Source organism: Pseudoalteromonas sp. P1-7a, assembly GCF_001401855.1.
Classification (GTDB): domain Bacteria; phylum Pseudomonadota; class Gammaproteobacteria; order Enterobacterales; family Alteromonadaceae; genus Pseudoalteromonas.
Window position 1 is genome coordinate 50,657 of record NZ_LKDU01000017.1, and the last position, 15,796, is coordinate 66,452.

Here is a 15,796-nt window from a genome sequence, read left to right on the forward strand (position 1 = left end):
TGATTAAAATATAGCCTACCTCAGATTTTACCTTTATGCATGTTACATAATGATTAAACTGGTAATAAACCCGTTCATATTGAAGGGAAATTCATTTACTAATAAACAAATTTTATGAGGTAGCATTAATTTTAGTTTAATAACAAACTAATTTTTAACACTCACTGAATTAACAATAGCTTATATTTCTATCTATAAATAGCATTTAGCACTAAGTAATCAGTGATTTATAACCAAATAGTTTTACATTTACGATTTAACTCATACACTATTAAGGGTATGATCTATGATTAAATTAATTAGTTCTCAAATAAGTTTTATTGTAAATATTGCAACTTACTTTAGAGGTAATTAACTTAGTATTACGCCGGAGCTCTCTGGCTTGTTAGGACAACATAAGAGGTATTCATGAGCGAAAATCATGACAAGTATAGTATTGATAATACGGACTACACCGTAGGTCAAGATAATGTACAAAAATGGGGGTTTGATATACATAATCCTGTTTTTGGTATTAGTGCCGGTTTGATTGTCATCTTTTTAGTCGCCATTCTTGTTACTGATGCGCAAACAGCAAAATCAACACTTGATGGTATTAAACTCGATATAATAAATAACTTTGATGCGTTTTTTATGTGGGCAGCAAACTTCTTTGTTATTTTTTGCTTGGCGCTGATTGTATCGCCATACGGTAATGTCCGTTTAGGTGGAGAAGGAGCCAAACCAACGCACTCGCGTATGTCATGGCTTGCAATGTTATTTGCTGCAGGTATGGGTATTGGGTTAATGTTTTGGGGTGTTGCAGAGCCAGTTGCTTACTTTACAGGCTGGTACGAGACCCCGCTAAATGTAACCGCTAATACACCAGAAGCTGCAAAAGTAGCGATGGGAGCTACTATGTTTCACTGGGGGCTTCATCCATGGGCTATTTATGCTGTTGTAGCACTCTCCCTTGCGTTTTTTACTTATAATAAAGGTCTTCCTTTATCAATCCGCTCAATTTTTTATCCACTATTAGGCGACAAAGCGTGGGGATGGCCTGGTCATATTATTGATATTCTTGCTGTGCTTGCTACTTTGTTTGGCCTTGCAACCTCTTTAGGTTTGGGGGCACAACAAGCTTCTGCAGGTATTAATCATGTATTTGGTACCGATGGCGGTGTAGGCGCACAATTATTGGTTATTATTGGCGTTACCTTACTGGCTATTATTTCAGTTGTGCGCGGTATAGATGGCGGCGTAAAAGTACTTAGTAATATAAATATGCTTATCGCATTTGCCTTACTTTTGTTTGTTGGTTTAGTTGGCTTTGCAGTGGCAATTGGTAATGTACCAAACACGGTAATGGGCTACATCGAAAATATTATCCCACTGAGCAACCCACATGGCCGTGAAGACGAAACATGGATGCACGGGTGGACAGTTTTTTACTGGGCATGGTGGATTTCGTGGTCACCGTTTGTAGGTATGTTTATTGCGCGTGTTTCTCGTGGTCGTACAATTAGAGAGTTTTTAATCGCTGTATTATTAATTCCTACTGCGGTTACTATTTTATGGATGTCTATTTACGGCGGTATAGCCATCGACCAAGTTGTGCAAGGTGTAGGCAGCTTAGGCGTAAACGGTTTAACCGATGTACCTATGGCAATGTTCCAAATGCTAGACGAATTGCCAATGTCGAGCGTGCTTTCGTTCCTTGCTGTGGTTTTAGTATTAGTGTTTTTCATTACCTCTTCTGACTCGGGTTCATTAGTTATCGACTCTATCACAGCAGGCGGTAAAGTAGATGCACCTGTACCACAACGCATCTTTTGGGCTACGGTTGAGGGCTCTATTGCCGCTGCACTTTTATGGATTGGCGGTACAGAAGCAATTCAAGCGTTGCAAGCGGGGGCTGTTTCAACGGGCCTTCCGTTTACTTTAGTGTTACTACTCATGTGTGTAAGCCTATTGTTAGGGCTACGTACTGAGCCTCGTGCTGCTAAGTAGTTAGCTTTAATAACATAACTATAAAAAACGCCGCATTATTTGCGGCGTTTTTATTGACTAAAATAAACGTTGTTTAATAAATTTAAAAATAGATTTAGCTTAGTAACTCAGCCAATGGTGTGTCATCACGGAAATGATATTGCACCTGTGCAATCAGCAACTCTGCTGTGGCTAATGCATCAGTTAGCGCATTGTGATTATGATAAGCAGGCAAAGAGTAGCGACTTCGACAGTCAGTTAGCCTCAGTGAACCTACTTTTTGATTAAACAACCGCCCTATTAACCCTTGTCGGGCGCGCAATGCTCGTTGCTCAAGTTCCATAGTGTCGACTAACGCAAACTGGATCCCTTCGTTAATTCGCGCAAGTAACGCATTATTTAGAAAGTGCCGCTCTATCGCTGCATAATGTACGACCACGACTTTACCACTAAGTGCATTAAGTAGCGGTCTTAGCCGAGAGGTTAAATCAGGGGCATCATCTACCTCTGAGTGAGTAATACCATGAATAACAATCGACTCCTCACTTAAGCTTTTACGCGGTTGTACCACCCAATGTTTAGCATCTGTGCAATACACTCTTTGCAATGTAAAAGGGACTAAGCCAATACTAACTATATCGTCTACCTCACTATTTAGACCGGTTGTCTCAAAGTCAAGAGCCACAAACGAAATGTCTTTTATTGGCGTGTGCGTATCACCATAAGCGTGCTGATAAAACGCTTTTAAATGCTCATTTTTAGCGTTTTTAGCCAACGTTTTATAATGGGCCTGCCAGTCAAAATACGATTTTTTAGCCATTCGTTACTTAACACCCGCATTGGCTGAGTAGCTAAACTTTAAGTAGCTTTGTGCTTTTTCGAGTATGGCAAATGCTTCTTTTAAATTACGTTGCTCAAACGGAGAAAGCAAATGCGGGTCTATGTCGTTATCGGGCTCTTCTTCTTGCTCTATTTGCCATGCTTGATGGCGTATTCGCATCATGGCAATGTATTCTAACGCGTCACGTAAATCTTGCGCTTTACCCTCAGGTAACAGGCGTGACTCTATAATATCTTCAAGGCGTTCAAATGAATTTTGCTTACGAGAGCCTATCGCTAGTGCATGCACTCTTATTACATCAGAAAGCGGCGCGGTGCCTCGTCGCTTTAAGTTCATTGAGCGCTTATGCTGGCCGTTATGCTCCAGCACAAAGCCTTTAAAAAACCCAAGTGGCGGTGTGCGGTTTCGGGCATTAGCAGCCATATTCGCTATAAATACGCGGTTTTGTTTACTTTGTTTGGCAATAAAAATTTTTAGCTCATCGGCCCACTTTGTTTTACCCCACACCCCATCTAAATCAAAAAATATAGAGCTGTTAAGCAGTGCTTGTGGTTTGGGTAAGGCTATCCATTGTGAGAATTGATCAAACCATTGCGAGCGTGTTTTGCGCCACTTTTTAAACGAGGCCATAATCTCGCCACTGCAATAGGTATAACCACATTGCGCTAAGCCATCGCACACAAAATCAGAAATATTTTGAAAGTACTCGTTATGTTTTGCATCATCATAATTGTCATCTAAAATAAGCGCGTTATCTTGATCTGTTACAATAAGCTGCTCATCCCGCGCCATAGAGCCTAACGCTATAAAACAGTAAGGTACTGGCGGCGGACCATACTTTTCTTCAGCTAATACCAATAAGCGCTGTTTAAAAGTACGCCCTATTACGGCCATTGCCGTACCAATCATATGTGAATTAGCATCTTCATTTACCATACGCACAAATACACTCGGTAATTGGCGAGCATAATGTGCCAAATCTTCAATCGTTTGCTGCGCTAAAATACCGCGTACTAAAAGTAAGCTACTTTGCGACTCGTACCTTAAAATATCGGATAATGAAATAACCCCAATGGGACGGCGTTTTTGCACAACAGGTAAGTGGTGCAAGTTATCACGCAGCATAGCAAGCACGGCTTCAAATACATACGCATTTGAATCAAGTAGTACAAGGTTCGTCGACATAATTTTATCTGCGGTAACGTCAAGGCCTAGCCCTTGTGCTACCACTTTTGTGCGTATATCGCGGTCGGTGATAATACCGACAATTTGCCCATCGTCCTCTTCAGGATCGTCACTAATGGGTTTGTCTAAATCGGTAACTAAAACAGAAGATACCGCTTCTTCTGTCATTACTTTAGCAACATCTTGAATGGTTGTTTGAGTACTTAGCGTTACTACATCCCGGTGAATGAGTGATTTAACCTTGGCGGTTGTTAAGTCGTTACTGTCGGCTTGTTCAACTAACGCTTGGCGAAGACGTACATTGCCATCAGCTTCAAAATAATCAGCAAAACTATCAAACTCATCGCAATAACGATTAAACAATTCAAAGTTAATACAATAAACCAGCGTATCTTCCAATGCTTTAGCAGGAAAACGTACTTTACGGTTCATCAATAGGCCCATTTGGCCAAAAATCCCCCCTACATCTAAACGATTATAGAGCTCGTTATTACGACGATATATTTCCACAGAGCCACTGCGAACAATAAATAAATCAGCGATATCTTGGCCCAGCGTTAATATATCAGTTTGCGAGCGGTAGTAAGCAACCTCAACTTGTTGCGCAAGCTCGTTTAACGCGTTTGTGGGTAAGTCATCAAATGGCGGGTGCTGCGCTAGAAATTGCGCAATTTCAACTTGTTCGGCTTGCATTGAGGATTCCTTGTGGCCAGACAAAAGGCATGAATATGCTTAAGAAGCTATCTTAACAAACAAGGTCTGCCAATCAACCCATAAGCATGCCCAGCACATTATAATTTAAGAACATGGCTGGGCATGGCTTTAAGGTTAGTCTATTTTTTCAAGCTCTTGTGCGAGTTGCTTAGATTCATCCCCTCTTGGTGTGGTAAAACGTGCTAAGCCTAAGTAAATTACAGGAGTAAGATAAAGCGTAAACAATACCGCCAATGCTAAGCCGCCAAACACCACCCAGCCTATGGCATTTCGGGCCTCAGCCCCTGCGCCTGTAGAGAGAATTAACGGCAACGCACCAAGCAGTGTCGATATAAGGGTCATTGTAATTGGACGCAAACGCACCATTGAAGCTTGCTCGACAGCTTTTCTGACCGTTAAGCCTTGATCGCGTAACTGATCTGCAAATTCAACAAGCAAAATCGCATTTTTAGCGATTAAGCCTATCAGCATCACTAAACCTATTTGAGAGTAAATGTTTAACGACGTACCGGTTAAATAAAGCGCTAATATGGCCGAGGTAATACCAAAGGGAACAGTTATCATTACCACAATGGCACTATTTACATTTTCAAATTGCGCGGCCAACACTAAAAATACGATTAAAAAAGCAAGTACATAGGTTATGAGTACTTCGCTGGATGTTTCTTCATACGTTAGCGCTTCACCTTTAAACGCAAGAGCAATACCTGGCTCTAACGATTGTTCAGACACGGTTTTTATTTGCTCTACTAAAGCAGCTATGGTTAACGACTCTGGCAGTTCCATGCTGAGCTCTATTGAACGACGCTGAGCATGTCGCTCAAGTTCTGCAGCCACGCCTTCTTCAGAAATATACGCCACACTACTTAACGGAACTAAACTGCCATTACCCGCTCTGATGTATAAATTTGCCAAATCACTTGGACTGTTTATGGTTTGGTTTTGCGCTTGTAGCATAATTGGCACAGACTGATCGCCAATGTTTAAATCTTCTACGTCGTCGCCATTTATTGCTGCGCGCAAGGTAATGGCAATGTCGTTTAGTGCTACTCCTAGCTCTTGTGCACGTCGTCTGTCTATATTTACACGAAGTTGTGGCTGCGATGGTTGATACGAAATACGCACAGGTGCCACCTCAGGAACAGCTTTTTCTAAGGCCGCAGAAAACTGCTGTGCCGCTTTAAATATTTGCAAATAATCTTGACCAAGTAACGCTATTTCAACGCCTCCCCCTTGGCCGCGTAAATTTAAACTATTTGCACCACCTGGGTATGCCGGTGCTCCTGGAATATCGCCAAGCGGTTGTCGTATTTTGTTAATAATTTCTTGTTGGCTAAAATGGCGCTCATCCCAATGCTTTAAAGGTACAGTGATGAACACAATATTAGGGTCCCATTGGCCTACTACAGTATAAATAGACTCGATTTCGCCACTATCGACAAACGGAAGTAAAATGTCTTCCATTTTTATCGCTTGCCTATCCATAAAGTTAAGCCCTACACCATCTGGGCCTCGTGCAAATATACGAATTTTACCTCGGTCTTCTGTGGGCAAAAGCTCACTATCTAAACTGGCGTACAATGCCCCAGAGCCCGCGGCAACCAATAAACACGCCGAAAACGTAAGCCATGCGTGGTTAAGCACCTTGTGAATTGATTTTGTATAAATTGCGCCAAGCCAGTGACCTAACTTTGCAAACGGGTGAAAGCCCCCCTGCTTTAACTTTAATTTAGAGGTAAGCGCAGGCACTAATGAAAGTGCAACAAAGCTTGATATAATCACGGCGCCTGCAAGAACACCGCCAAACTCTCTAAATAAGCGACCCGCCGTAGAGGGCAAAAATGCAATGGGTATAAATACAGCAGCCAGTACTGCGGTGGTTGCCACAACAGCAAAAAACACCTCTCGGGTCCCTATTACGGCAGCTGCTCGACGTCCTAAGCCAAGCCCTCGCTGGCGCTGAATATTTTCACTTACTACTATGGCATCATCAACAATTAGGCCAGTGGCTAATACAAGCGCCAACAAGGTTAAAATATTTATTGAAAAACCCAGTGCCCATATAAGCGCTAACGAACCAATTAAAGCAACAGGAATAGCAAAAGCAGGTACTAAAGTAGCACGCCAAGAACCAATAAATACCCATAAAGTGATTACCACTAACAGTACAGTGAGTAACAAAGAATAAATTACTTCATCGACTGAGCTTCTTATAAATTGTGCATCATCAGAGGTAAGCGTAAATTCCATTTCAGGAAAGCGCGTTTGCATATTTTTTATAAGCTTGAGGACTTCATCTGATATTTCAATTGTATTTGATTGTGCTTGGCGAATAATTTCCATACCAATAACAGGTTTACCGTTTAGCCTTACCATAGAGCGCGGATCGGCAGGCCCAAAATAAACGGCTGCAATATCGCTAATACGGGTGTCGCCTTGAATTATTATATCGCCCACTTGCTCAGGGGTGATTGATGTAGCATCAGCACGGACAATAATTTGCTGATCGTTTGCCTTTAAACTCCCTGCAGGTACATCAAATGGAGCTTGGCTGAGCACTTGTGCTACATCGGGCACAGTTAAATTAAAGCTACTTAGTTTTAGTGGGTCTATACGTACTCTTAATACTCGTTCTCTATCACCGTTTAAGCGTACATCTGCGACACCCTGAATGGTTAAAAATTGTGGCGCTAAGTCAACATTTACGCGCTCTGTAAGTGCTTCGAGCGATAAACTTTCACTGGATACAGTTAGCGATACAACCGCTTCGGCGTCGTTGTCGGCTTTAATAATAGACACACGCTCTACTTCCTCTGGAAGGTCACGCTCTACACGTGCAACAGACTCACGCGTCTCATTTGCAGCGTCATCTAAGTTTATCCCTGGTCTAAATTCGACCACTATACGTGCATTTCCTTCTTCACTTTGTGCACGTATTGATTTAACGCCACTTACACGTGCCACTGCGCCTTCTAATTTACTGGTTACTTCGGTATCAACGGTCTCAGGCGAGCCACCAGGAAACGGGGCCGAAACCGTAATACGTGGTCTATCCACATCAGGAAGCTCTCTTACTTCAACTCCCGCTATAGCCGCAATACCTGCAATAATAATTAATAAGTTAAGCACCACAATAAGGACTGGGCGGCGAATCGCCATCGAGGGTAAATCGTGCATCATAGGTTGCTGTTTCATACCTACTCCTGCGTATCTTGTGCGGGTAAATTAAAGCTTAGTTCTTGGCCTGCACGTAAGCGTTGTACCCCTTCAACGACTAAAATATCGCCTTTAGTTAACGGCCCAGAAACCAATAATCGCCCCGCCAAACGCTGCTCTATTTTTACATCAACACGGGTTGCTTTTTTATCTACACTAGTCCATACGTATGGACCAGTTGCCCCCCACAGTAATGCAGCCTCAGGAATTGCAGCAAAACGCTCGCCTAGCACTTCAATATGTACCCTAAAGCTCATGCCGGGTAAAAATCGTTGTTTTTCATTATTTAGCTTTGCTTTAACGCGTAAAGTACGGGTTTGTGGGTCTACGCGTGAGTCTAAATAGGCGATATCAGCGTTAATGGCAGTCCCTGATTGCCAAGGAAATACCGTTAAGCTGCTTTTATTACGCAACATAGTAATGGCCGACTCAGGCGCATTAAAATTTATATACAGGCTTGTTGTATCATCGATTGTAGCAATAGCGGTTTGCTCGGTTATTCTATCGCCTACCTCTACATCTGTAAGCCCCATTATGCCATCTATCGGCGCAATTACTTTTCTGTCTTCAAGCTCAGTTTGCGCTTGTACTAACGTTACTTTGGCAAGCTCTACAACGGTTTTAGCATCATCAACATCGCTTTTGGGTACAGCCCCTTTGGCCTGACTTTTTTCTAATCGTTTTAATATTCGCCGGGTGTCGGCAAGTCTAATTTTAGCCTCATCAAGCGCAGCTTTTTGCCTACGAGAATCAAGTTCTAGTAAAATATCACCTTTATTTACTTTATCACCTGGCTTAAAAAAAACGCCTGTTACTCTATCGCCTACTGCCGGATACATGACAACCGAATGTATTGCCTCTGTATTTCCAACTGCTTGAACCTGTTGTTTGGCGTTTTCTAATGTGATTTTTTGCACTACAACGTTTGCGCTCATTGCAGGGGTACAGATAAATATCAATGTACTGAGCACACCGATTATAAAATTATGCGATTTCAACACAACACCTTAATTAATTATTATTCCCATTACCTTACGAAGTCTAACACCTCATTGATCAATAAGTAGAATAGAGAGATAAATTAGCGAAACTATAAGATGAAATTAAATTGGTAATACCAATTTGATTTTTAAAAGGCCCCAAAAGGCTGATCATTTATACAAATACAGGCAGGATTAAACTAAAAAGTGGCTATTTAAATAAAAAAGCCCAGTATAAACTGGGCTATGCAAATAATAAGGAGTTAGAGATTATTTACCACGCTGCGCATCTTTTTGAGCTTTTTTAGCTTCTTTACGTTGTTGTAAAACCGCTTGCGCTTCATTACCAATATGCCCTTCACCACGAGCTTGTGCTAATTCTATTTGCTTTTGACGCTCAGCAAAACGAGCACGCTGCTCATCGGTTACATTGTCAATACAGTGATGGCACGAAACACCTTCCATGTATTCTGGCTTTTGCTTTTCTTCTTCTGTAATCGGCATACGACAGGCATGGCATTGATCGTAAGAGCCTTTTTGTAAATCATGATTTACTGCTACACGATTATCAAAAACAAAGCACTCACCTTCCCACATTGTTTCTTCTTTTGGCACTTCTTCTAGGTATTTTAAAATACCGCCTTCAAGGTGGTAAACTTCATCAAACCCTTGCTCTTTCATGTAAGCCGTTGATTTTTCGCAGCGAATACCGCCGGTACAAAACATGGCTACTTTTTTGTGTTTTTCTGGGTCTAAATTTTCTTTAGCCCACTGAGGGAATTCACGGAAAGTTTTGGTATTAGGATCGACTGCATTTTGAAAAGTACCAATTTCAATTTCGTAATCGTTACGTGTATCAATTAAAATTACATCAGGGTCAGATATTAATGCATTCCACTCTTTAGGTTTAACATAGCTTCCCACTACTTTAAGTGGATCAATCCCTTCAACGCCCATAGTAACAATTTCGTTTTTTAGTTTTACTTTAGTACGGTAAAACGGGCATTCGTCATCGTATGATTCTTTAGTTACTATGTCTTTTAGGTTTTCTTGTGTATCTAACCACGCCAGTAAGTTATCTATTCCTTCGCGCTTAGCCGATACAGTACCGTTGATACCTTCAGCAGCAAGCAATAGAGTACCGCGTACTTCGTTTGCTTCCATTACTTCTAAAAGGGGTTTACGTAGTGCTTCAAAATTTGGCAAACCTACAAATTTGTACATTGCACACACTACAAAGTGCTCGTTTGTCACATTATCTTTATGAACAGCAGTCATTTTACTTCCTATTTTGCTTTGATAGCCTTAAGTGGCGTTTACCGAATCGTAAATCCGGCGCATATGGGGCGCGTATTTTACGCTTTTTATAATTAATTGCAAAAAATAGCGCGTTAGAATGGTTTTTACTGTCGGCATAACCCTTGTGTAAGCTATAATGCGGCCATTAATTTAAGTTGCACATTGGAGAACACGACTTTGCACTTTACTGATCTTGGGATTGATACTCGCCTTGAAACACAATTAGCACATCAAGGGATCACCCAGCCCACAGATATTCAAGCACATGCAGTGCCTACCGCACTTGCAGGGCATGACATTTTTGCTCAGTCTAAAACTGGGTCGGGCAAAACATTAGCGTTTTTATTACCTGCTGTTCAGCGAGTTATGAAACAAAAAGCGCTCAGTAAACGCGATCCACGTGTCCTCATCGTTGCACCAACCCGTGAGCTTGCAACGCAAGTATTTACTCAATTACGTTTATTAATTGCGGGCACAAACATTAAAGCTGTAAAAATACTCGGTGGCGAGAACTTTAACGATCAGATTAAAGCGCTTCGTAACGACCCGCACTTTGTTGTGGCAACCCCAGGGCGTTTGGCCGATCACATTACAAAACGCTCATTACAATTAAGCGGGTTAGAGTTATTAATTTTTGATGAAGCTGACCGTATTTTAGACTTAGGTTTTACTGAGCAACTTAAGATGATTAACGAGCAAGCGAATCACCGCTTGCGCCAAACATTACTTTTTTCAGCGACTTTAGATCACGCTCAAGTCGATGCCTTATCGCGTAATTTATTAAAAAAACCAAAGCAAATTACTTTGAGCGCCGCAAACGAGCAACACAGTGATATTAAACAAACACTCTATTTAGCCGATCACCTTGATCATAAAGAAGCGTTACTTGAGCATTTTTTAAAGCAGGACAATGTTGGCCAATGTATTATTTTTACAGCAACCCGTGCTGATACCGGCCGTTTGAGTGAAGCATTAAATGCAAAAGGTTTTAAATCGGTGGCTTTAGCTGGCGATTTAACACAGAGCAAACGCCTTGAGATCATGGACTCGTTTAGCCGTGAAAACTTTAAAATTTTGATCACCACTGACGTCGCTTCACGTGGACTCGATTTATTAAGTGTAACGCATGTAATCAACTTTGATTTACCAAAACACGCTGAAGAGTATGTACACCGTATAGGTCGTACAGGCCGTGCGGGATTTAAAGGTAATGCACTATCGCTAGTAGGTCCTAAAGACTGGGCAAGTTACTTAGCAATTAAGTCGTTTTTGAACGACGAACTGGTTTTTGCAAGCGTTGATGGCCTTAAAGCTAAATTTAAAGGTATAAAACAGAAAAAGCCTGCAACAGCCGCTGTAAAAACTAAAAAAGTTGCACAGGTCAAAAAGCCGCAAGTTAAACGCAAGGCAAAACCTAAAAAACCAGCTGCACCTATAAAAGCCCCATTGAACATTGATGGCAATTCACCAATGCGCCGTAAAAAAAAGCCTGAGCAGGAATAATTATGAGTTACCTAGGAACAACACAAACCTTATTTGTTAAAGAAGTGAGCAATGAAGGTGCTTACCTTGATGGCCACGATTTAGGGGAAGTGTTTTTACCCAAGCATGAAATTAAAGATGAACTCGAAGCTGGAGATAGCATAAGCGTTTTCATTTTTTTAGATAACGCAAACTTACCTACAGCAACAGTAAAAAAACCTCACGCCCAAGTTGGTGAATATGCATTACTTCGTGTTAAAGAAATAAATAGCATTGGTGCTTTTTTAGATTGGGGGCTCGAAAAAGATGTTTTAGCGCCTTTTAACGAGCAAAAGCCACGTATGCAAGAAGGTCATTCCTATTTAGTTCGCTTGTACTTGGATAACGCGAGCCAACGTATTTGCGCATCAAGTAACTTTAATCGCTTTTTATCAAAAGATGAGCCTCAATACACTCACCTTCAAGAAGTTGATTTAATTGTGGCTGGTAAAACCGATATTGGCTACAAAGTGTTAATTGAAGAATCTCACTTTGGTGTTGTTTTTTACAACATGGTATTTAAAAGTTTATTTGTAGGGCAAAAGCTTAAAGGCTTTATTCAAAAAGTACGTGAAGACGGAAAAATTGACGTCATCCTTGAAAAGCCAGGCATGGGTAAAGTAAGTGAGCTTGGTGATAAAATAATGGAAAAACTTAAAAACGAAGGCGGCATACTAGCCATTGGTGATAAATCTGATCCTGAGCTTATCAAAAAAGTATTTTCAACCAGTAAAGCTAACTACAAAAAAGCCATTGGTGGTTTATTTAAGCAAGGCTTGATTGATATAGAAGCAAAATCTATTCGCTTAAAATAGGCGTACACTTTTTATAAGCGCTAACATTATGTTAGCGCTTTTAATTAAAAACGTTTTAAATAGTTTAATTAAATGATTGTTGATAGGTGATAAAACGTTTTGATGAATAAAACGTGAGTTAGCCATTATCACTAACGGCACTTATATTGCCCTACTCTTTGCCTTCACGTTGTAGTGAGTGAAATTTATGAAACAAAGCTAACACTGGATTTTCTCCCCCCAAAATAAGTAGGGAATTGCTAATAGGCATTAGCCCATAATACGCTTATACGGTAACGTACATTCAGTATATTGCTTTGAATAATCAAGTATTTCAGCTTTGGTTTCTAAGCTGAGCGGTGCTAACCTAAATACTTTATTTTCACATTCACTTTGTTTGCTATCGTGATTCGAAATACATTCCGAGGTAGTCACGTTTTGCCGCGTTAAGCGCTCTTCATTTTTATAGCATAAGTGGTGTGCATAGCCATGCATGGTTTGTTTAAACTCAAATAAATCTACGGGGTAATTCGCGACGAGATCAGTAATCGCCGCAACACCATCATATGCTTTACTCGAAAAAACATATTTATTAACTGAAAAAACCGCAACAACGATTAATATAGATCCAAAAATTAACTTCAAAATAAACCCCTTACTGCATTCTTAGTACTAATGTAGCATAAAAATGTATTCATAAAAGGGGTTTAGCACTAAATAATTGCTTTTTGTTAATTTAAATTAGCGAGCTGTTAACATCATTCAAAGTTTGCACTGGATTTGATGATTGTGTGATTGGTCTACCAATCACTAAGTAATCGCTACCGGCTTCAATAGCTTGCTTAGGTGTCATAATCCGCTTTTGGTCGCCTAAATCACTTCCCGCAGGGCGAATGCCTGGGGTAATTAACTTAAATTCGCTACCAAAGTGTTCTTTTAACACTTTAGCTTCTTGAGCTGAGCATACCACCCCATCAAGCCCTGCTTCTTTTGTTAATTGTGCTAAATGGATAACTTGTTCTTGCGCTGATTTTTCAACGCCCAATCGCTTTAACTCAGTTTCATCCATGCTGGTTAGCACTGTTACTGCAATTAATAAAGGTGCTTTATCGCCAAACTTTTCAAGTGCCAGCTTTGCTTTATTCATCATTTCAAAACCACCTGATGCATGAACGTTTACCATCCAAACGCCCATATTAGCCGCTGCGGTAACCGCTTTTGCCACTGTGTTAGGGATATCATGAAATTTTAAATCTAAAAATACGTCAAAGCCTAAATCAATTAACTGTTTAACGAATGCAGGCCCGAAATAAGTAAACATTTCTTTGCCTACTTTTAATCGACACGACTCTGGTGAGAGTTTTTTTACAAAATTAAGAGCCGCCTCTTGTGAATCGTAATCTAGGGCAATAAGAACTTTTTTTGTATCTTCTAAAGACATAACTATCCTAATGAATGGCAGTAAAGTTATAAATAGTTGGGGGTTATTAAAATCCGTCTAGGCCTCTACTTGGTACAATGGTTTCCCAATGTTTACAAGATGGGCAGTTCCAATAAATGGTGTGGCTTGTAAAACCACAATGTTGGCATTGAAAGTCTGGTTTTGTAGATATATATGACGTAACTAGCTTATCAATTTCATCAAGTACCTCTTTGGTATTTGGATTTTTATCAGCCATTAGCTGTAATAAAAAGCTAAAACCTCTAATTGTTGGCTGACGTTTTAAGCTGTCAGTTAAAAACTCAAATGCCTGTCTGGTATTTCCCTGCTCTAACAATGCTTGGCAATGTTTTATTTTTATTAGTACCCCACCTTTGTCGAGCAAGTCACATAATAAATCATGAAATTGATGCGTTAAATTTAAGTGCTTATAACTATGTGCAAGCTGGTCAATAAACAAAGGCGCAAACAATGTAAATTGGCAGACTAATTCACGCCAATAATAAATAGCTTTTACGTAGTCTTCGCTTGTGTAAGCCGATAACCCCAATTCGTATAAAGGGCGAACCGCTTTGTAATTTAAACTAATGGCTTTGCTCATTAATTGCGGCTTATTTTCGCTTAAGGCAGCTTCGCTGTAAAAATTAGCAATGGCTTTAAAATGCTGCTCTTTAACAAATAACTCACCGTGTGCTTCGAACATATTAATGCCCTTTTCCCACTCTCGAGTTTGCGAATAAAGAGCAATAATAGGGTCAAGCGCTTGTTCATGCCCAGCTTTAACAAGCCACACTAAATGTTCTTCTGCACCGTCTAATAAGCCGGCCATAATATAATCTTCGGCTAGTTCTAAACGGCTAGTGGCAGCTTGTTGCTCATTTAAACTTGGGTGTTTTAAAAGGAGTTCATGGATTTTTATTGCGCGGTCAAGCTCACCTCTTCGGCGAAACATGGTAGCAAGGGTTGAATAGTGGTCGACAGAATCAGCAGCAACCTCTAATAGATTGATTAGATGCTCTAAGCCCTGATCTTCTTCTCTGTCTAGTAAAAACTTTAAGCCTTTACTGTATTCAGAAGTAATTTGACGGTTGAGTTGATGAGCTTGGTTTTTTGCACTATTTTTGCCCATAATCCAGCCGTAACCGGCAGCAACAGGCAGTAGTAAAAACAAAAGCTCAATCATGATTAGGTGTCTTTATTAGCAATAAGCTTACTATTATTTTTTTCTGGCGCTAATTGTTTTTTTAAGCGGTAGTTTTGCCACTTTAATTTAGAAAACAATTTAAAGCTAATAAAACACCCTATTGTTACACCCAGTATAAAGCAGATACTTATTATTACAGCGAGTGGTAAGGTATTACTGGCAATAATGTAATTTATTTGTACCAATTGTGGATTTTGAGAACCCAATAAAAATGCGCAAAATAGGCATAGTACAACCAGAATAATTTTTAATACCTTAAACAAGTAACTACTCCAACTGGTTAACTAGGCAATACTCTCATTTACGCGATCGCGTAATTCTTTGCCTGGTTTAAAATGAGGTACATGCTTACCATCAAGCTCTACTGTATCGCCAGTCTTAGGATTACGACCTGTGCGAGGAGCGCGGTAATGCAAAGAGAAACTACCAAAACCTCTGATCTCAATACGATCTGAAGTAGATAATGAGCCGGCCATTTGTTCAAGAATTTCTTTTACTGCATTTTCAACATCTTTCACTGGAACGTGTGCGTGCTGTTCGGCAAGTGTTTCTATCAGTTCTGACTTAGTCATAGCGTTTCCTTAAAGAGAATAGTGGAAGGGCAAAACTGCCCTTCCAATTAAAAACTAATTA

Annotated in this window: 13 protein-coding genes; 3 read left to right on the plus strand and 10 right to left on the minus strand. The window is 40.4% G+C overall.

Going from position 1 to position 15,796, the window contains the following annotated elements:
* Window positions 1-408 precede the first annotated feature (408 nt).
* Window positions 409-1,989 carry a BCCT family transporter gene (locus AN389_RS11850; RefSeq protein WP_055018408.1) on the plus strand — a complete coding sequence of 527 codons (1,581 nt, stop codon included), beginning with the start codon at window positions 409-411 and terminating at the stop codon, window positions 1,987-1,989.
* Window positions 1,990-2,083: 94 nt separating this feature from the next.
* Here AN389_RS11850 and AN389_RS11855 read toward each other — a convergent pair whose 3' ends face one another.
* The 5 genes from AN389_RS11855 to AN389_RS11875 form a co-directional block, all read right to left on the minus strand.
* Complete coding sequence (locus AN389_RS11855) at window positions 2,084-2,788, minus strand: 3'-5' exonuclease (RefSeq protein ID WP_055016047.1); 705 nt, start codon at window positions 2,786-2,788, stop codon at window positions 2,084-2,086.
* Between the two features lie 3 nt (window positions 2,789-2,791).
* The gene (locus AN389_RS11860; RefSeq protein WP_055016048.1) at window positions 2,792-4,687 is read right to left on the minus strand and encodes a DUF294 nucleotidyltransferase-like domain-containing protein; all 1,896 of its coding nucleotides are present in this window, start codon (window positions 4,685-4,687) and stop codon (window positions 2,792-2,794) included.
* Between the two features lie 135 nt (window positions 4,688-4,822).
* The gene (locus tag AN389_RS11865; protein WP_055019866.1) at window positions 4,823-7,903 is read right to left on the minus strand and encodes an efflux RND transporter permease subunit; all 3,081 of its coding nucleotides are present in this window, start codon (window positions 7,901-7,903) and stop codon (window positions 4,823-4,825) included.
* Window positions 7,904-7,905: 2 nt separating this feature from the next.
* Complete coding sequence (locus AN389_RS11870; RefSeq protein WP_055016050.1) at window positions 7,906-8,922, minus strand: efflux RND transporter periplasmic adaptor subunit; 1,017 nt, start codon at window positions 8,920-8,922, stop codon at window positions 7,906-7,908.
* A gap of 252 nt (window positions 8,923-9,174) precedes the next feature.
* Entirely contained in the window at window positions 9,175-10,182 is a 1,008-nt protein-coding gene (locus tag AN389_RS11875; RefSeq protein WP_055016051.1) for a rhodanese-related sulfurtransferase, read from the minus strand.
* Window positions 10,183-10,380: 198 nt separating this feature from the next.
* Here AN389_RS11875 and AN389_RS11880 point away from each other — a divergent pair, with 198 nt between their 5' ends.
* The gene (locus AN389_RS11880; RefSeq protein WP_055018411.1) at window positions 10,381-11,706 is read left to right on the plus strand and encodes a DEAD/DEAH box helicase; all 1,326 of its coding nucleotides are present in this window, start codon (window positions 10,381-10,383) and stop codon (window positions 11,704-11,706) included.
* Window positions 11,707-11,708: 2 nt separating this feature from the next.
* Window positions 11,709-12,539, plus strand: coding sequence for a S1 RNA-binding domain-containing protein (locus AN389_RS11885; protein WP_055019867.1), 831 nt, complete (start codon window positions 11,709-11,711; stop codon window positions 12,537-12,539).
* A gap of 249 nt (window positions 12,540-12,788) precedes the next feature.
* Here the strand turns inward: AN389_RS11885 and AN389_RS11890 are convergent, their stop codons facing one another.
* From AN389_RS11890 to ihfB, 5 genes are all read right to left on the minus strand, one after another.
* Window positions 12,789-13,163 carry a hypothetical protein gene (locus tag AN389_RS11890; protein WP_055016054.1) on the minus strand — a complete coding sequence of 125 codons (375 nt, stop codon included), beginning with the start codon at window positions 13,161-13,163 and terminating at the stop codon, window positions 12,789-12,791.
* A 91-nt stretch (window positions 13,164-13,254) separates the two neighbouring features.
* The gene (pyrF, locus tag AN389_RS11895) at window positions 13,255-13,959 is read right to left on the minus strand and encodes an orotidine-5'-phosphate decarboxylase (protein WP_055016055.1); all 705 of its coding nucleotides are present in this window, start codon (window positions 13,957-13,959) and stop codon (window positions 13,255-13,257) included.
* Window positions 13,960-14,005: 46 nt separating this feature from the next.
* Complete coding sequence (lapB, locus tag AN389_RS11900; protein ID WP_055018412.1) at window positions 14,006-15,142, minus strand: lipopolysaccharide assembly protein LapB; 1,137 nt, start codon at window positions 15,140-15,142, stop codon at window positions 14,006-14,008.
* A 2-nt stretch (window positions 15,143-15,144) separates the two neighbouring features.
* Complete coding sequence (locus tag AN389_RS11905) at window positions 15,145-15,426, minus strand: lipopolysaccharide assembly protein LapA domain-containing protein (protein WP_055018413.1); 282 nt, start codon at window positions 15,424-15,426, stop codon at window positions 15,145-15,147.
* 21 nt (window positions 15,427-15,447) lie between these two features.
* Window positions 15,448-15,735: an integration host factor subunit beta gene (ihfB, locus tag AN389_RS11910; protein WP_004587872.1), complete on the minus strand. Its 288-nt coding sequence runs from the start codon at window positions 15,733-15,735 to the stop codon at window positions 15,448-15,450.
* Between the last annotated feature and the right edge of the window lie 61 nt (window positions 15,736-15,796).